General features: G+C 42.7%; 5 protein-coding genes. All 5 read right to left on the minus strand.

The annotated features are described in order from the left end of the window. Positions 1-96: 96 nt before the first annotated feature. Positions 97-8,592, minus strand: coding sequence for a glycosyl hydrolase family 95 catalytic domain-containing protein (locus MKX35_RS19750; RefSeq protein ID WP_341044405.1), 8,496 nt, complete (start codon positions 8,590-8,592; stop codon positions 97-99). A 91-nt stretch (positions 8,593-8,683) separates the two neighbouring features. Continuing rightward, positions 8,684-15,697, minus strand: coding sequence for a discoidin domain-containing protein (locus tag MKX35_RS19755; RefSeq protein ID WP_341044406.1), 7,014 nt, complete (start codon positions 15,695-15,697; stop codon positions 8,684-8,686). A 210-nt stretch (positions 15,698-15,907) separates the two neighbouring features. After that, complete coding sequence (locus MKX35_RS19760) at positions 15,908-18,976, minus strand: glycoside hydrolase family 2 TIM barrel-domain containing protein (protein ID WP_076299058.1); 3,069 nt, start codon at positions 18,974-18,976, stop codon at positions 15,908-15,910. A 37-nt stretch (positions 18,977-19,013) separates the two neighbouring features. Continuing rightward, positions 19,014-19,835 (minus strand): carbohydrate ABC transporter permease, encoded by an 822-nt coding sequence (locus MKX35_RS19765; RefSeq protein WP_076299057.1) that lies wholly within the window; start codon positions 19,833-19,835, stop codon positions 19,014-19,016. After that, positions 19,835-20,647, minus strand: a complete 813-nt coding sequence (locus MKX35_RS19770; protein WP_371915743.1) for a carbohydrate ABC transporter permease — start codon at positions 20,645-20,647, stop codon at positions 19,835-19,837. The genes MKX35_RS19765 and MKX35_RS19770 overlap by 1 nt, the downstream gene beginning before the upstream one ends. Positions 20,648-20,720 lie beyond the last annotated feature (73 nt).

Genomic DNA, 20,720 nt, shown 5'->3' on the forward strand with positions numbered 1-20,720 from the left:
ATCATACTCTCCTCTTTTGTTTATGAAATAAGTAGATAAACATTGTGCTCGGCTCAATCTTAATAATTCAACCGAGCACAATATATTAATCTTTTACTAATTCATAAACTTCAAATATTGCAAAAGCTGTTTAATCATCAACGCTGCTTCAGCGCGTGTTGCTGCATCTTGCGGAGCAAATGTTGTTTCTGTTTTTCCTTTGATTAATCCTTTGCTCGCTGCTTCTTTTACCGCATTACTAGCATAATCAGAGATAATGTCTTGATCAGCAAATGGAGTACGTACTTGAGTTTCCGTTCCATGATCATCTTGAACGAGATGAATAGCTTTCATGATCATGACGATCATTTGTTCTCTCGTAATCATTGTATCCGGGCTGAATTTGCCTTCGCTTACGCCTTGAACTAAGCCTAACTTCGCTGCTGTGTTCACATCCTTCGCGTACCACTTCGTAGTACTAACATCTGTAAATACGTTCGATAATGAATCCGTCGTTAGCCCAAGACCTCTTACCAAAAGCGCCGCAAATTGAGCACGGGAAACCTGGCTTGATGGATTGAACGTCCGATCCGTCATTCCGTTAATGATCAGCTTGGAGGCTAAGGTCTCAACATCCTTTTGCGCCCAATGTCCAACCAAATCATCGAATGTTTTCTTGTTCTGAACGATGGTGTATAGACCATTTGCTTGACCGAATATTGTGACTTCAGTCTTTCCGTCCTTCACAGTGAACACCGATGGCACGAAGCGCATTTGTCCTGTAACCGGATCGAATATAACAGCGGTCGCAGTCGATGGATCTTGAATAACGCTATCCATATTTATGACACGTGTCATAAACGGATTTCCGAAACGTTGAAGTTCTTCCTCTTTATCATTCGATTTTAGAATGACTTTGTACGCAATGATGTCGCTTACTCTTTTCATTCCTTTTTCTACTATGGATTGTTCAAACTTCTGTTCATGCTGTGAAGTCGCATTATCCATTTGAATGATTAAGGTTGCACCCGCAACTTTAGCAGCTTTCTCAAGTTCTTCACGATTCAGATTGGCAAGCGGAAGTTCATAACTTCCTAAATGGTTTCTAAAAGCTATGATTATTTCCTTATTCGCCTTCATGCTGTTGTACAGAACATCAAGCGGCAGATGTACTGCATTCCATGCATTCACTCCTGGAATCTCGATATCGAGATTAGGGGTTCCTGTAGTTTTGTTAAGTGCTTCTAATTTCTTCGCTAAAGCTTCCTTATCAATGTTAATGGTCAGGCTCGTTGTTCCATTCTGTGCAGTTTCACTTTGTAGTTCTTTAGTTGTTGGAATATAACGATGTGGATCTTCTTTTGTAGGAGGGATCGTTGGTGTAGGTGATGGCGTTGGTCTGGTTGATGTCGTTGGGTTACCTGGATTTGTTCCTGGATCTGGAGTAGGCTCTGGACTTGAAGTAGGGTCAGGAGTGTCATTTTGACCGCTAATCACAATCTCCTTAAATCCATGAACCGCAGAACCATCCATTGCACTGGCAACCACTTTTACAGTTCCGTTCTTCACAGCTGTCAACAACCCGTTTACATCAATAATTGCTTTATTCGTAGGTGTGCGGCCATCGGCTTCGAATACAGCCCATGTTACAGACTTATTAGTTGCATTGTCAGGTAACACGGTAGCGCCTAATTGAAGGGTTCCGTTCTTAGCGGTAATCGTCGACACATTACCTGCGCTTGTGATGTTAATCTTTTCAACATTCACAGGATCAGTGCCTGGATCAATAATGTCCGTTTGACCACTTATGGTAATAACCATGTCACCTTGAACACCAGAACCATCCACTGCTGTGGCTACCACTTTCACAGTTCCATCTTTCACAGCCGTGAGCAAACCGGATACATCAATGGTTGCAATATCCGTTTCTGTTGTGCCATCTACTCCATATACAGCCCATGTTACCGACTTATTGGTTGCATTGTCAGGTAGCACAGTAGCGCCTAATTGAAGAGTCCCGTTCTTAGCGGTAATCGTTGACACATTTCCTGAGCTTGTGATGGTTATTCTTCCAACATTCACTGGATCAGTACCTGGATCGATAATGTCCGTTTGACCACTAATGCTAATATCCATTTCATCATGAACACCAGAGCCATCCGTTGTTGTGGCTATCACCTTCACAGTTCCATCTTTCACAGCCGTTAGCAAACCGGTTTGATTAATTGTCGCTTTGTCCGTTGCTTTTATGCCATCTACTTCATGCACAGACCATATTACCGACTTTTTCGTTGCATTAGCAGGCAGTACAGTAGCGCCTAATTGGAGAGTTCCGTTCTTAGCAGTAATCACTGATGATTCACTTGTAATCGTGATCGATTGAACCATCTCATGTTTATTGATACTATCTTCCATCACTTGCAACGCAGCAGTTAAGTCACTCGCCGCTTGCTGTAATTGCTGCTGTGTAACAGGTAAGCTATCGCGTACATTCTTCGCCTGATCAATGGCTTTTTGCAATGTTAGTTTTGAGCCTTCTGGATACTGACCATCTTCAGTCCCTTCTACAGCACCGTCGTGCTTGCTTTGGACTCTTGTAATGAGCGCTTTAAGGGCTTGATAGTCCTCATCCATCTCATTCTTCATAATGTTAATCTCTGCCGCTGAAGCCAATCCACCATGGCCTTCGATAGCAGTAAGTCTCAGGTACCTACTAGCGACCGGAGCGAATTCTGCGATTTTCTCGGTGCTGTCATCATCCCAGCTTCCGCTTGTAAACCGTTTAAATGTTGTTCCGTCTAAACTGGTTGATAATACATAAGAAGTAATGTTCCCGTTTTGTTCCCCGTTTTGTCTTGGCAAATACTTTAGTTTAGATATGATTCTCGTATTTCCAAGATCTAGGGTGATCGATTGCGGCAAATCCGCCATAGGATCCCATTCAGTATGCCAGATGGTTGAAGGGTTTCCATCTATGGCATTATCCGCTTCGTTTCCACTGCGATTACTGGTAGATGAAGCTGTCATTTCACTTTGCGGAATATCATTTGGATCTGTAACTGCAGGTGTATAATCATTCGTTCGCGTGACAATAAATCCTTGAGTTGCTTCTACGGAATCCGTACCAGGGATCATGCGATTGAAGTTGATTTTCTTGTCAACATCACTTTCTTTAAAACTATTCCCCGTGACAGTAACAGCTTTAGAGGCATCAAATGTAAGTTCAATACCACCTTGATTTGCAGTATTGTTCGTAAACGTTAACCCGTCTACACTCTTTGCATAAATCTCAGAATTGCCGCCCACCTTGTTAAACTGGTTGCCGTCAATCTCAATATGACTATGCACGGTCTTATCGGGATTCGTCAGGGAAGTATTCGGATCAATACTGATCACCGCGTTACCGTTATTATTAAACCTATTGTTACGGATCAAGACGTCCTTCACCATTCCTGATTCGTACCAGCTACTAGCATCATGTGCGATCAAGATCGCACTCATCTGCATGCCATTAAACGTATTGTTCTCGATTCGAACAGAGCCGCGCGTTGTTACGAGGAGGCCTCTTGTCGGTATCGATTCAAACGTTGAATTCTTAACGGTGACATTCGGCGTCCATGTGGCATTTTCAACGACATACTCATTCGCAGTTATCGAAGAAGGCACCGGTTTATCTAGCGTAAGAACAATTTGAGTATCATTTAGGCGTGTCACATCGGTGACCACTGCACTTTCCTTCGAAAGTAAAGTCGACTTGTTGATATATTCGATCGTATCTCCGACGGCAAATGCATCAAAGCCCCAGCTCTCAGGATGCATAAATTGTACTTTGACCTGATTGGATGACGTTACTTGCACAATTTGCAGATGAGTGCCGTGAATGTTAATCGCATCATCGTGAGCTCCGGAAAAATAAGAGTTTAACACCCGAATCTCACCCTTGCCTCCAGAAACTTGCAGGAAGTCTGCCATTGATGCGTTCGTCCGTCCACTGCCTGTCTTAGGTGCAAAGTTCAAGTTATCGAGCGATACATTTTCACTATATTGGCTGATAATTCCAAGCCCAGGTGCAGCATAGAAGTTAACATCTGACCACGCAATATTCTTGCTTCGATAGATCAACGCACCTTGTTCTCTTCTTGTTGTATCCCGAAACTGAAACGTGTTTCCTACCGACAAATTTGGGCTCTTAGTGAAGTTGAATTGCACCTCACGTTTACCGAGATCCTTCGTGCTTGTTGTGCCGTCTAGAGGATTGGCCACTCTCCATGTCTGTTTCGTAGCTGGGTTATACTCTTGCACAGCGCGTACATTTTGTGTTCCGTTCTCTGTCCAGTTCTCCTCACCGAACCATACTAATTGATTATTCTGAATAGAGTACCATGAATCCGGATGTATACTCGCTTTCATGTAGTTGTTGCCTACTTCAGTAACAGTCATCTCCGATACGACAGGACGATTGAAATCGATGTTAATTCCGTTCACTTTAATATTTGTTGCATGGTCGAATACGATAGGTGTCATCACACCATGGAATAACAAGGTCGAACCATTCCCTCGAATGGTAAGATCATCGATATCCTTGAATATAAGACCTACCTTACGAGTGCTACTAGGTGTCTGTTCTTTTGTGGTTGTATTTGAAATGAAATATTGCACTTGATTTGCGGTTAATGCTTTAAAATGATACGTTTCTGTAGGAAAGTCTAGGATGACAGGCTTCTGCGCCGCTTTGGCAGCCTCGATTGCCGCTCTTACTGCATCACCTGCGTCTTCACCATTATAATTCAGGGTGATTACGCTATGATTAACTCCGTTAATTGTTTCTATAGTCTGTATATAATAATCTTCGGCTTTGTCCACGCTCTTAACTACACGAGACTGAATATCCGCTCGATCAACTGAAATATATGTGTTGTTCGAATTGTCATTCTTTTGATCTGTCACCCGAATTTTGAGTACATGCTCCTGATTCAACATCTCAGAGCTTTCAAAGAGCAGTTGTTGATCTAAACGTGAAGAGGCGTAAGTATCAACCAATTGTTCAGGACCATCATCGATAGAGAATGCAACGATACCCTGATTATTGTTCTTAGCCCCATACAATTGCACTTTAGAGCCATTAAAACGCAAGAACGCATATGAATCCGTCTCGTTTGAATAATGATTGTCACGATTGTATGCCCCGGATTCGAATCCGCTATACTCCCATCCCGAGCCATATACAAACTGGTCATTCCCTGATCCGGTTGCATTGTCGTTCACGGTTCTATCTAATGAAAAAGCAAACTTCTGGTTACTCCCCTTACCGGCTTTATTTTGTACGAATTGTTCACCACTAGAAACACTGTTATTTGGCATGTCGATCACTTTGCCGCTAGCCCGATTTCTCAATTGATAATAGCCATCACCAGCATCTACGACTAACCATTCATCATTGTAGGTTGCATCATCGGTGAATGTGGCTTGAATTATCCCTGCACCATCCGCTGTTGACGCATTCTCTACAGCCAACACTTTTGAACTGCTCATTGAGATAATTTTGTAATAACCCGGGGTTGTCTTCATAAACATCCATTGTTGATTTTGACCCGAACTTTCGGACCATTGTATGATAGCGGCGCCATCTGATTTAGAATCCTCGTTCACGTCCATACGAAGATTGCTGTGTTGGATGGTTAGATTGAACTTTTGCTGATCAAAAAAGTCTCTCACAGGATCGATTCTCACCAATTGCTCATCAGAATCTGTGATTGAAGATTGGATCAACTCTATCCCAGTCCCTGTGCTAGTGTTTGAAGCTGTAATCGCTTTACCACTACCACGATTAACCAACTGAGAATAACCGTTCCCTTTATCAACGAGAAGCCATTCATCATGATAAGAGTTGTCTGAAGTGTAGGTTTGTTGAACGAGCTTTGCACCCTCAGACATTGATTCATTTAGCACAGCAATCACTTTACTGCTCAAGCTATTTGTGATTTTGTAGTATCCATCACTTACGCTTTCTGCATACCACTGCTGACTCTGTGATAACGATCCTGCTCTCATTTGAACAACCGCTGCTTGTTCTTGCTCCGATGCCCCTTCAATATCTAGCAAATGACCACTATTTTTCATTGTCATTGTCAACAATTGTCCATCTTGTAAAGGAATTGAGCCAATCGTGTAAACGTCTCCAACTTGAGTGTCGAAAGAAATCTGATTGTTATTGTCTATGGAATACTTTACACTTTTTCCCGCTTGATTCATGACAGTTGCTCCAGCTATGCTTGGATAAGAAACAACCGCACGATTGCCTTTATTAGATTTGACACTGATGCTTGTAGCTCTAGCATTGTTCCAATTCACACTGACCTCAAATCCCCCGCGGGCAACCAAGCCCGAATAACTTCCTTTCGGCCATGAAGCTGGGAGCGCTGGCAAAACATCAATATTGTCCAAATGACTTTGTAGCAGCATTTCAGACATGCCGGACGTAGCTCCGAAGTTGCCATCGATTTGGAATGGCGGATGCGTATCGAATAAGTTGTTTAATGTACTTCCAGTAAGCTGACCCTCTAGAATCGTATGTGCATGTGTGCCATCTTGCGCACGAGCCCACATGTTAATTTTGTTAGCTTTGCTCCACCCGGTACCCTCGTCTCCGCGATGCTGCAATGACACTCTGGCAGCTTCCATAAGCTCAGGTGTATTTTTGTTAATTTGCTTGCCTGGATATAAGGCAACTAGTTGGGACAAATGGCGATGTTTGTTATTCGGATCGTCGATGTCCTCTTTCCATTCTTGAATTTGACCGTACTTTCCTATTTTAATTGGAGACACCTGATTTAATTTACTTTGTACTTCCTCACGAAAATCGGAATCGACAGCTAATGTTGTACTTGCCTCCAAGTAGTTAGTAAATAAATCTTGTACAAGCTGCTGGTCATAGGCACATCCTGTACTGATCGTACCTTGCTCTGGTGAGTAACAAGGTGTGGATACCAATGTCCCATCCGTATCTTCTACTAAATACTGGGTCCAAAATCGCGTCGTTTCCTTCAATATTGGATAAACACGTGACTTTAGTAGATCGATATCTCCGGAAAATTTATAACTCTCCCAAATGTTATTCGAGATAAAAGCATTGGATGCTGGTGACCAGCCCCAATCAAAATTCCAACCCGGCGCAGTATATCCGAACGGATTGTTTGCCACTCCAATCGACCACGCATTAGTAATGCCATAATATTTTTCGGAAGAAATACGCCCAGGAGTACGCAGCGAATCTATGTAATCGATCAGTGGTGTCATTGTCTCCGAGAGATTCGTTACCATCGCTGGCCAATAGTTCATTTGAATATTGATATTAAAATGATGATCGCTGCTCCAAGGCGCTCTATTAGAATTATTCCACACGCCCTGTAAGTTGGCCGGTAGTGAACCGGGACGAGAAGATGAAATCAACAAATATCGGCCATATTGATAAAATAAAACCTCAAGCGCTTTACTTTTCGTTCCTGCATAGGTGGCTAAGAGCTCGTCTGTCGGAATCGTAGGCTTAGACTCTCCCAAATCTAATTTCATACGATCAAATAATGACTTATAATCTTTCTTATGATTCTCAAGTAATGTTTCGTAAGATTTACTCTCAGCGGCATCCAATATCGCAACTTCCTCATTATGCGGATCAGTGCCTCTATAATTAGGATAGCTGTTGGCATAGTTGGTGCCTAATGATGTAAGGATGGTTAATGAATCTACATTCGCTGCATGGATCTTTCCGTTACCTGATGTTATATTTCCACCTTGATTTAGGACGCGGAAGTTACCTTCATATAGCATATTGTTGTCTAGTACATTACCCCTAATATTAATGTTGTTGCCATTCGCCGTGACGGTCCCTCCCTGAGCACTTGTCGGGCGTACATCCAAGGACAGCTTACCCGGCTGATTGGCTGTCAGGCGAGTAACCATTACTTTATCTGGATAACTGACAAAGTATTCTCGTGTATACTCTACTCCATCCAGCGTGTATTTAACTCGAGATATCGCGTCTTCAAGATCAAGCTCCCGGCGATAATTCTCTACATTGGTTGTTGAGGACTTCTCAAAGTCCAGGTACAAGTCACCAAAGGTTAGATAACTTCCTAAGCCTTCATTCAAGCCTGTAAGATTCTCATCCGCTTCTTTGTGAGCACCATCGATATCCCCCGCGCGGAGTTTAGCTCGGACACTCTCTAAATGATCCGCACCACCCTCACGATTACCGAATGTATATGGGATAGAAGTCGTTGGATCATCCGTGGAAGGCCAAGTATATACAAAAGAAGAACCTGGACCACCGGACCACAACGTTTTCTCATTTAACTGAATGCGTTCTTGCTCGATGCCACCAAAGATCATCCCTCCCATAAGGCCATTGCCAATTGGAAGCGCATCCGTTTCCCAATTTATCGCTGGTTGTCGGTACCATAGGGACAATTTATGTTCCGGTGCATCGGATAATCCAGTGATAGCGCTTACAGGATTTGCTTTAGCTATGGGGATAGATAAAGGATGCTGAATAATTAAGCTCAATGATAAAGCGCTCACAATCAAACGTTTAGCTAAAGATTTGATTTTAAACAAGATCATTCCCTCCTCCTTATATAACTAGTTGATAATTATTGTGCTCGGTTCACAGATCAGTGTGAGCCGAGCACAATTTTTAAACATTTATCTAGTTCATAAACTTCAAGTATTGCAAAACTTGTTTGATCATCACTGCTGCCTCAGCACGTGTGGCTGTATCTTGCGGAGCAAAAGCTGTTTCTGTTTTGCCTTTGATTAATCCTTGGCTTGCTGCTTCTGTTACGGCTTGGGTAGCGTAACCAGAGATACTAGCTTGATCGGCAAATGGAGTGCGCAATTGAGCTTCTGCTCTATCATCTCCTTGAACGAGCTGAATAGCGTTCATGATCATCACGACCATTTGCTCTCTCGTAATCCGTGAATCCGGACTAAATTTCCCTTCACCAACGCCTTGAATCAAACCAAGTTTCGCTGCTGTGTTCACATCCTGTGCATACCACGCAGTTGTATTAACATCTGCAAACACATTCGTTAACGACTCCGTCGATAACCCCAGTCCTCTTACCAGTAGTGCCGCAAATTGAGCACGTGTAACTTGGCCTGCTGGTGCAAACGTCCGATCCGACATTCCGTTAATGATCAGTTTAGAGGCTAAGGTTTCAACATCCTTTTGTGCCCAATGTCCAATCATATCATCGAATGTTTTCTTGTTCTGAACGATGGTGTATAGACCATTTTCATGTCCGAAGATCGAGACTTCAGTCTTGCCGTTCTTCACATTAAACACCGATGGTACGAAACGCATTTGTCCTGTAACCGGATCGAATATAACAGCGGTCGCAGTCGATGGATCTTGAATAACGCCATCCATATTTATGACACGTGTCATAAACGGATTTCCGAAACGTTGAAGCTCTTCTTCTTTATCATTCGATTTAAGAATGACTTTGTACGCGATGATGTCGCTTACTCGTTTCATTCCTTTTTCTACTATGGATTGTTCAAACTTCTGCTCATGCTGTGAAGTCACATTATCCATTCGAATGATTAAGGTTGCACCCGCAACTTTAGCTGCTTTCTCAAGTTCTTCACGATTAAGATTGGCAAGCGGAAGTTCATAACTGCCTAAATGGCTTCTTAGTGTTATGATTGTGTCCTTATTTGCTTTCAAGCTGTTGTACAAGACATCCAATGGCAGATTGACTGCATTCCATGAATTCATTCCTGGAATCTCGATGTCAAGATTAGGACTTCCTGTTGCTTGCTTAAGTGCTTCTAACTTTTTCGCTAAAGCTTCCTTATCAATGTTAATGGTCAGGCTTGTTGTTCCGTTCTGTGCAGTTTCATTTTGTAGTTCTTTACTAGTTGGCACATAACGATGTGGATCTTCTTTTGTAGGAGAGGTCGTTGGTGTAGGTGTAGGACTCGTTGATGTCGTTGGGTTGCCTGGATTTGTTCCTGGGCTTGGAGTAGGCTCTGGGCTGTCATTTTGACCGCTTATCATAATCTCTTTTATTCCGTAAACTGTGGTGTTATCAACGGATGTTGCAACGACTTTCACAACGCCGTTCTTCGCAGCCGTTAACAACCCATTTGTATTGATGATTGCTTTATCCGCTACAGTTTTTCCATCTGCTTCATAGACCGCCCACGTAACGGTTTTGTTCGTAGCATTAGCCGGTTGGACTTCCGCTTGTAACTGCAGAGTTCCTTTCTTCACTTCAATGGACGACGAAACGCTCGTGATTGAGATAGACTGTACTTTAACATGTTGATTCTTTGAAGCCTCTAATACTTGAATTGCTGAATTCAAATCATTTGTTGCTTGTTCTAACTCAGACTGTGTAGCTGAATCATTGTCAAGCACTTGCTGTGCCTCCATGATCGAATCCATCAGTTTCTGTTTCGAACCTATTGCATACTGACCAACAGCCGTTCCTTCCACGACTAAATCATGAATGGCTCGTGCATCTGCGATTCGTGCGGCAAGTTGTGCTCTATTAACATCATCGCTTACGATCACATTCGCAACAGCTGGGATCACTGTGCCGTCTACCGCTCCACTTACGCTAAAGACACCCGCTTCGGCATACTGTGAAGGATCAATTACGTCCCATACAACTGATTTATTTTGGCTTGTTCCATCGCTGTATACAGCCGTTACAACTGTTGGCAGTACAGGTGGAGTTCCAATCACCGTAGCTACATTGACTGGCATGATATTTGTAATCACTGGTGCAGCTACAGGCTCCCATTTCGCATAGAGAGTAATATCATTTGCCGGAACCGTATCAACAGTAAAATCCCATACTGTATTCAAGGCTGCGTCTTGATACCAATTCACAAATTTAAATCCATCACGAGTCGGTTCTGTAGGCGCAGTAATTTTCGTACCGACTACAACCCCATACAAGGAAGAAATCGAACTTCCTCCATTACTATTGAAGTTAATAGTCGTACCGGTCTTGAATAGAGAAGTATCCCACTCATCATGCCAACTTACCGCAATTCTGCGATTCTCGTTATCGAGTTCAATCGGAAGCCAAACATATCTGGAATCACTCAAATTACTCGGGTACCAGCGATCGGCCATAAAGATAAATTTATTCGGCACCAGAACACCATTACCATCCCGATAAGGCAGTACAAACGTGCTTTGGCTCCTGAAGGTATTTCTATTGTCATTAACCATAGGATTGCCTTTATTTTCCCACGGTCCAAACATTCCCTCAGTGGAGACGCGGTATTGGGCTTCGTTAGGATCCCAACCGGACAAACCGGACGTAATCATATAATAGACTCCGTCTTGCTTAAAGATCGTTGGTGCTTCTCTCCAATCTTTAAACGCTCTCACATAGTGAGTTCCTTCTAAGGATTCACCCTTCTCATTCTGGGCTGGACCAGTATAATCATCGTTCAACATCATGATTATGGTCGTAGCATTTTCTTCGGAAGAAAAAATCAAGTAGGCTTTGTCATCCGTCGCTTCATTACCATCGTCATCGACATACAAGGTCATATCACGAAGCATTCCTTCATTGCCATGTTCATCACCTACATTTGGCAATCGGGATGAGCCGAGATATTTAAATGGTCCAGTCGGCGAATCACTGACAGCAACACCACCTTCGGCTGTCCAATATTCGCCAGCAATCGGTCCGTCTTGATGCCACCACAACACATAATTGTTGTTCTTCTTGTTGTAGACGACTTTAGGACGCTCGACAACTTTATCCCAGTTGAAATCCTTATACATCTTTTGCTTCTCTTCATTCGAATAATTCGCATACAGCGCATTTAGCTCAGCGATTCGAGCTGGTGAATTATGTTTACTGAGCGTATTGTTTGGTGCTTTCATGTTACCTGTATAATCTTCATCTTTACTTTTAATTTCTACTTTCCTATCCGGATCGTATGGAACCCCGCTATTCTTGTACGTTTCAGAATTTTCATCTAGATATAATGGCAGGTCATTTCCAGCCGGCACTACAGCTTCGCCAAGTTGAGGGTTATTGAAGACAGGCAATACAATGCCTTCATTTTGCCATTTGTACAAATCTTTGGACGAATATGCGTGAACTCCAGTAGGAAGATAACCTTCCGTCTTGTCTTCACCATACCAGTAATATGTCTTATTCTTCTCGTTGTACAGAATGCCTCCGCCATGTGCTTGAATCGGCACGCCTTCCGTATCCAACCATACTTCACCGCTCTTAATGGAGTTTCTGTTATTTACAGTCAAATAGAGATTGTATAAGTCATTTATCTGTCTGGTGTATTGCGAAATGCTTTCTTCGGTTAAATCACTAAGATCACCGATCGTTGTAATTTGCTTTTCTATCGCAGCTTCCACTTTTGGACTAATGTCTGACAACGTACGCAATTGATCGATTGCTGATTGTAGTTTACTAGTATCAAAAGTCGCTGTTTGTTTCTGACTAACTGCAATTTCTGCAGCGCTGAGTGTGTTACCGTCACCGCCAGTAGTTATAGCCTGAATCGCGATATACCGAGCTTCAACGGATTTGAACGTTGCGGATTGAACACTCGTGCTATAGTCATCAAAAGAGCCATTTGCTGCAAATTTGAAATTCTTGTCCAAATAATCTTGCGTACCGACAGCGTCAGCAGGTAAATCCTTCAGATTCACATCGCTGTAATAGATTTTGAATTGTTTGATGCGGCCGTTTGCCTTGTCTTGTCTTGGTGTAACAAGCACCTTACCAACGTCACGCATGCTCTCACCCAGATCTACAACGATATAATCGCCAGATTTATACTTCACTCCATTCTTGTCCCAGTTCGATTCGAAGTAGGTAGATATGTCGTTATCCACCATTAGATTGGCTGGATTCGCGTAATAAGCTTCTGGTGTATAGAAAAGGCTCATTCCCTTAATATTTGGATCACTGTTTTGAATATTGGATATTTCAGTTAAGATACGGCTGGCAAATTTCGCGATCTCTTCTTGTGTCGCTGTTGCGCTATTTAGCAGAGTACTAGCTCGACTAAGGATCGCGTCCAGATTCTTGAAGTAAGACTCATCTTTCCCAGAATCTGTTTTGAACTTCTCTGCAGCTTGAATTGCGCTGTCTAAGCTGGAGAAATCCACTTTATATCCCTGCTTGTTAAAAATATTGATCTCTGCAGCAGATGCATATTGCTTACCTGCATCGCTTCTCGATTCAAGTGCAGTAAATCTAACATATTTAGCACCCTGAGCATTAAAGGTTGCTGTTTTCTCTGTCTTATCGGCATTCCAAGTTCCTTCTGCAACTACTTTGGTGAATTTATCACCATCGTCACTTACAGAAACTTCGAACTTAGTGACTACACCATTCCAGTCTACATCCTGTCGTGGCAAATATTGAAGTTTATAGATACCGTTATATGCTTTACCGAGATTATAAGTAATGGAATGCGGAAGTGTTGAATAATCGTTGTTATATGCAGTATGCCATTTGGTCCAAAGATCGCCATCAATAGTCTTCTCCGGTCCATCCTCAGATGCGGAATTGTCAGACGCTGCCGTCATCTGGCTTTGTGGGATAAGTCCTTGGCCTAAAACGCTATATTCGACGTTCAGTTTGTAAAGGATTTGTGTGATCTCTTCCTGTGTTGCTAAAGTGTTCTTTTGAACAACTTTGGCTTCAACCACCAACTTTTGCAAATCCGATACATTTACATTTGCGTTATTAGCTGAGATATAGTCTTCTGCTCTAGAAATTGCATTAGCGAGTGAAGTCGTATCCACTGTGAAATTGGACTTTCTCATAATATTTATCTCTGCAGCCGATGCGTACTGTGCTCCAGACCCATTACTTTCATCTACGTTTAACCTTACAAACTTCGCTTTCTGCGTAGAAAACGTTGCAGTTTTTTCGGATTTATCGTTCTTCCAGGTTCCTTTCGCAACCGGTGTGAAGTTATCGCCATCGGAACTAACTTCGATGGTGAACTTCGTTACAATACCGTTCCAATCGTTATCTTGTCTTGGCAAATAACTCAGCTTGTTGACATCTTCATAGTCAGCTCCAAGATCATAGGTAATCGTATGTGGTCCCTCAGCTTTAGGGTCCCACGAAGTGTGCCATTTGGTCCAGTTATCTCCATCCAATGTTCTCTCAGCTTCTTCACCTGACTGAGCGCTACTTGCTGTTGCCGTCATATCACTCTGAGGAATTAGAGAGTCGCTTGTATAGGTAGCGCCATCAATTACGAAGGTTGTGATGGATTTTGCTCCAACAGTCGTTTGCAACATATTATCCAGAACAGGAACTTTAGTCTTCTGTACGACATTCTCTGTCGCGGAAGAAACATAAGGCGTTGCATCTCCAGTGACCGTATCAAACTGTGACAAGTCTAAAGAAATATTTTGACTGGTTACGTTAGGATTTCTATATACAACATGAATTTTGTTAGTTGAAGGATCATAAGCGGCCAACGTGTTATCGTCTGTATCCCCTATGAAGCGTGAACCCTGTGGAATAAATTTGCTAAATTGCTGCATAGCGTAATACTTCTTCGTGTACCACCATTCTTGCGTGTCGAAATCCGCGTGAAGGAGACCCCAGTTACTGTTCTCCTTATCCTTCTGCATGTTCTTCTCGCTTTCAATCGCTTGCCAAGTAATCCAAGCCTTAGGTTCAAGCCAAGTAATGTCCGTCATAATTCTTTCTGCCAATGCTAGTGCTGGTTCGAAATCTTCATGGTCGTGGGCAATCCCGGAAGGACCTAAATCCACTTCAGACATCCATAACGTTTTGTCTGCAGCTTTAGCGGCATCTCTGATCTCAACTCGCTTTGAACCACCGTAGGAGTGGGTATTCATTTTACCAACATTAGCTTTGGTTGTCTCATCATAAGAGTTCCAGTTACTTACAAAGGTGTCCAGAATAGATTCATCCATGGCAGCAATTTGTATAGATTGTAGATTTGCCGCATCCAATTTAGCACGTGTCGTATTAATGATCTTCATCTGAGAACCAACATCCCAGTGGGAACCTTCCTGTCTCCCGCCGAATCCCCAGTAATTCGTATTAGGTTCATTCATTGGTGATAGATAATTAAAGTCAATATTCCAATTTTCTTTGAAATGCTTCACTACATCAGTTAAATAGGTAGCAAAGTTCTCGTACTCATCCGGCTTCAAGTTGTCTTTCCCCGAATCCCAATGACCAGTCGTACTTCCGCTTTCCGTCATATAATACGGAGCAGAGTTCGAGAACGCTTCCAGAATATTGGCGCCTCGATCTTTAGCTGCCTGCAGCCACCAACGTTGATTAGCATCTTGCGTCCAATCGTATACTCCTGGAGATGGTGAGAAGCCAGGTACTTCCCCCCCTTGACGCATCGTATTGTAGGCAGGATTCTCACCGCCACCTATATTATATCTGGCAATATTAAAGTTTAATCCTTCTGGAGAATATAGTGCATCAGCCATTGCATTTTTGACTTTATCGTTCCAACCACCAGTGATATTACCGAACCAGGCAAGTGAGGTTCCCCATCCCTCCCAAGATTGCTTCATATGGTTTGGATCTAATTTAATCGTAGTATTCGCTGCATCTACCTTCTGACCTGTTAAACCCATAAACATAGGTGCGACTAAAGAAATAGAAAGAAAAGACATGGTCAACCTTCGTTTAACTGTAGTAATCATCCAGATTACCCCCTTCTCATAAAAATAATCATAGAAACCACTTCTTTACTATCTTCCGATCAACATTGCAAACTATTTTTTAGATTACAAACACCTCCTTCATAAAATGTAAACGATTACAAATATGTATAAATAAACTATTACATCATTCACAAATAGGATTTGGTTGCCCCAACCTTATCCATTGAGGCAACTGCTATCCGTCTCTAATTATGCTCTGCGAATTGTAAATTCAAAATCCAAATCTATTGATGGATCAATTAAATATTCATCAAGAACTGGTGCTCCCCAGCTGTCATCACCGCCAACGCCCATTTGACGACCGGCAATCGTAACAACGGTATGATGAATGTTCGGCAGCTCATAATGATGCGTCGCATTCTCCAGCTCCATTGCCGAATATGGCGATATGTTGGCTTCAACAGGGGCTGAGACTGGTGAGGATATAATAATCCCTTGACCAAGATCGTTGGTTACGGATACTTCGCGCACACCTGTACGGTTGCCTGATTCCTGCGGTACCAAATAGGACGATACATTGTCCACCGCATGATTCTGAAAGCGACACAATCTCGCGCCAAACGAACGGTCAATATAATTTTCTTCTGGCCCATTCGCATACCAATTCAGTTGGTAATAATCCGCTGGCACCTTGAAGGTTAAAGCAAAGAGGGGAAACTTTGGTAAACCCGGCTCTCCATGGTAGTTTGATTTTACCTTTATGCTCCCATCAGAGAACACCGTGTAAGTTACACTTACTCGTACTCCCTCTGACACACTCAGTTTATACACGTAAGTCACAGTCGCGCGGTCTTCTTCTTCCATAAGCTCGAAGCTTAAGGTTCTTCGGCTCAAGCTTGCAGCATACCAAGTGGAAGAGTCGAAATGCATTCCCGCCCCCTTGTCGTTGTCTGTCATCGCTCTCCAGAAGAGCGGTGCCGGCGGCGAAGAGATCATTTCCCGTCCTGAATATTTGACGGATATTAGTGTACCAGCCTGCTTCGAGAACATTACAGAGAAGTCACGACCGTGAACGCCAATATTTACATCCCCTTCAACTACGCGAAAATCATTTACATTAGTGCTTACCTTAGGCTGTGTTGTAACCTCATCTTCTGACTTGTTCTCCACTTGAAATACATACTGTCCAAAAGCGATTTCATAACCAGCGCTTGCCCATAACGAATCTTCTTTGAGCACAAGAGAAACATCTAAACTATACTCACCAGACAGGTTAGTCTCTGGTAAATCAAGTTCTACATATCTTTCTTCTCCGGGTTTAACCTGGGCGAATACAATGCCACGATGAAATTCCTTGCCCTCATAATTCAGATAATAGTTCAATTTATAAGCATCCAAGCCAACAAATAAGTTCTCATTTCTGATGATAACCCCATAACAATCAGGGGAAAGTTTGACGTTCTGATATAGAAATTTCACTTCCTGCATTTTCGGAGACCATCTGCGATCCGCATACACAATTCCGTTTCCTGAGAAGTTGTAATCGGTTGAACGGTCATCGAAGTCTCCACCATAAGCCATATAAGGTTTGCCATATCGATCATTTTTTACGATGACCTGATCCATGAAATCCCAGATAAATCCACCTTGATACATTGGATACTTCTGCTCTAGCTCTGTGTATTTATGCAATCCTCCAACGGAATTCCCCATCGCATGCATGTATTCGCAGCTAATATATGGCTTTAATGGATTCTCTTTTAGATACATTTCAATATCTGCTGCTTTCGCATACATCCGGCTTTCCATATCACTCGCATCATCATAATCCCGGTTATGGAACACCCCTTCGTAATGAACCAGACGCGTAGAATCCTTCTCACGAAAATAATTCGCAACGTTCCGAATGACTTCTCCGGCAAAAGACTCGTTGCCACAAGACCAAATCAGAATCGATGGATGGTTTTTGTCTCTCTCCACCATGGAAATCGCACGATCCATTACGATATCCTGCCATTCAGGCTTACTGCCCGGTATGTTCCAAGACGGTTCTATAACACCCATTTTTTGCCATGATCCATGCGATTCTAAATTCATCTCGTCAATAACATACACACCGTATTCATCACACAGCTCATACCAGAGTGTTTCATTCGGATAGTGCGACGTCCGTACAGCGTTGATATTCGCCTGTTTCAAAGTCTTTATATCCCACAGCATATCTTCTTTCGTAATACTGCGTCCGAAGCGCGAATTAAACTCGTGCCGGTTGACACCTTTGAATACAATACGTTTACCATTTAAGTGCATAATCTTATCGATCATCTCGAATTTTCGAAATCCAACCTTTTGCGGCACAACTTCCACAAGATCCCCGGATGCGTTGAAGACAGATACGTAAAGGGTATACAAATTAGGATCTTCTGCGCTCCACAGATGAACCTTTGATGCCTCAAGCGTAAGCGAAACGGAATCTCCTGAAACTCCAGTCTCACTACGAACTACAAGATTACCTGCCTTATCCTTAAGTTCAAGGACCACTTTCGAAGCAGGCTTACCCATCAACTGCAATACAGCCGTTAGCGTTCCCTGCTCAAACTTCTCATCCAGATCGGTCTGAACGTGGAGATCCCGCACGTGAACATCAGGCACAGTATATAGATACACATCGCGAAAGATTCCGGAGAAGCGCCAGAAATCCTGATCCTCCAACCAACTTCCGGTACTGCGCTGATAGACCTCAACCGCCAGCTTATTCTCACCTGCCGTCAAGTACGGTGTCAAATCAAATTCACTCGGCGTAAAGCTATCCTCGCTATAGCCAATAAACTCCCCATTTAACCAGATATAAAAAGCGGATTCAACTCCCTGAAAAGAGATATACAGTGGACGTTGTTCCCAGCCTACAGGCACTTCAAAATATTTAACATAGCTGCCTACAGGATTGTGATCCTCAGATATCATCGGAGGTCTAAGATGCTCATGACCATCCCATGGATACATCGTATTCACGTACTGAGGCTGCCCAAAACCCTGAAGCTGGATATGTCCAGGAACCTCAATATCATCCCACCCTCTACAGGACACGTTCTCCTTATAAAAATGCGCCTGTCGTTCCATAGCATTGTGGGCGTAGCTAAATTTCCAGCTTCCGTTCAGGCTATGGCGCCAACGCATATCTCCAAGCCCTTCGGCTTCAAATTTCGTCTCGTAATACCGATGATCGGAGTGCGCGTGTATTCTGCCTACTGCATAAATGGAAGGGTCTGACAACCATTCCAGACTTGGAGCGACGCCCCGTTCAACCTGCTGCTTCATCTAATTTTCCTCCTTCTGCTTTAAAATGATCGTTAGCTTATTTAACTGAACCCGTCATACCAGCCACAAATTGCTTTTGCATCATGAAGAATACAAGTGCAGTCGGCAGAGTCGTAATGACAATCGCGGACATAATCAGACCATAGTCAGGCGCATAACCCGATCCAAGATTCGATATTAGCAATGGCACGGTCATATTTTCTGGTGATTGCAATACGATCAAAGGCCATAAATAGTTGTTCCAGCTGTTAAGGAAGGTGATAATCGCCGCGGCAGCATAAGTTGATTTCATCGTTGGCATGTATATGCGGAAGAATAAACCAAATTCCGAAAGACCATCGATGCGACCGGCTTCCATCATTTCTTTAGGAAACATTTTTGTATTTTGACGGAAAAAGAAAATTAAGAATGCTGTTGTAAATGTCGGCATAATAACTGCTGCTGCTGTATCGATACCAAGGAACGGCACAACACTCGATACTTTGGCGAACATTTGAAATAGAGGTACCATGATTGCCGCAAACGGAATCATCATAGAGGCTAGTAAGATATTAAATACGATATCTTTACCACGGCTGCGGTACATTTCAAAACCATATCCAGCCGCCGATGCTACCAATAGGGAAAGTAAAGTAGTAACAACAGAGATTTTTGCGGAGTTCCAAAGAGCTTGCCACATATCTACGGAATTGAACAGATTGTCAATATTTTTAAAGAGATGCGCACCTGGTAGTAATGTCCCTTTAGTTACATCAACCGACTGATTCGTGGCACTAATAACCATCCAGATAAATGGAAAGATAGAGATCAGCGCAGCGATGACTAGAAACAGGTAAGTAAACATGCGTTTAGTTTTCATTATCTCTTGTCTCCTCCTACTTTGTTCTGAATCAGCGTCAGAATGAGTACCATTACAACAATCGAGTAGGAGACGGTTGCAGCGTATCCAAAGTCAGGTGTGTATTCAAAGGAAAGGTTGTAAATATATTGGGAAATCGACATGGTTGCATTGCCGGGTCCACCTTTCGTGATGTTAACCACCTCATCAAACAACTGAAGTGTTCCAATGGTCGATGTTATCGTCGTAAACAAGATAATCGGTTTCAATAGAGGAATTGTGATTTTGAAAAATTGAGTAAATGCACTAGCGCCATCTATGTGAGCAGCTTCATAAATAGATTTGTCTACATTTTGCAGGGATGATAAATAGAAAATCATATTATAGCCAGTAAAGCGCCAGGTGATAGCAATGATGATCGTAACTTTGGCCCAGAAGGGGTCAGTAATCCATTGAATCGGTTCGCTGATTAGATGAAGATTCACCAGAAATTTGTTAATGATCCCTTCGGCTCCAAACATGTACTTGAAAACAACGGAATACGCTACAAGTGAGGTTACCGTCGGCAGAAATATAGCCGTTCTGAAAAAACCCTTAAATTTCAGTCTATCGTCATTTAGCAGGACGGCGATAAAGAGCGCCAGTACCAGCATGACTGGAACCTGAATAATCAAATAAATAAATGTATTTTTGACGGCAGTAAGAAAAGTAGTATCGCTAAACAATCGAATATAGTTATCTAGTCCGGTAAACTGAAGATTGTTGCCTCTACCCGTCTTAAAGGATAGAATTAACGCTTGGATCATTGGATAAAAATAGAAAATACTGATCATAATGACCGGCACAAGGACGAATAACCAACCCGTCAGACGGATCTGCCGTGACCCTTTAGAGCTCTTATGTTTT

Source organism: Paenibacillus sp. FSL R5-0923, from assembly GCF_038009145.1.
In the GTDB taxonomy this organism is placed as follows: Bacteria; Bacillota; Bacilli; order Paenibacillales; family Paenibacillaceae; genus Paenibacillus_AQ.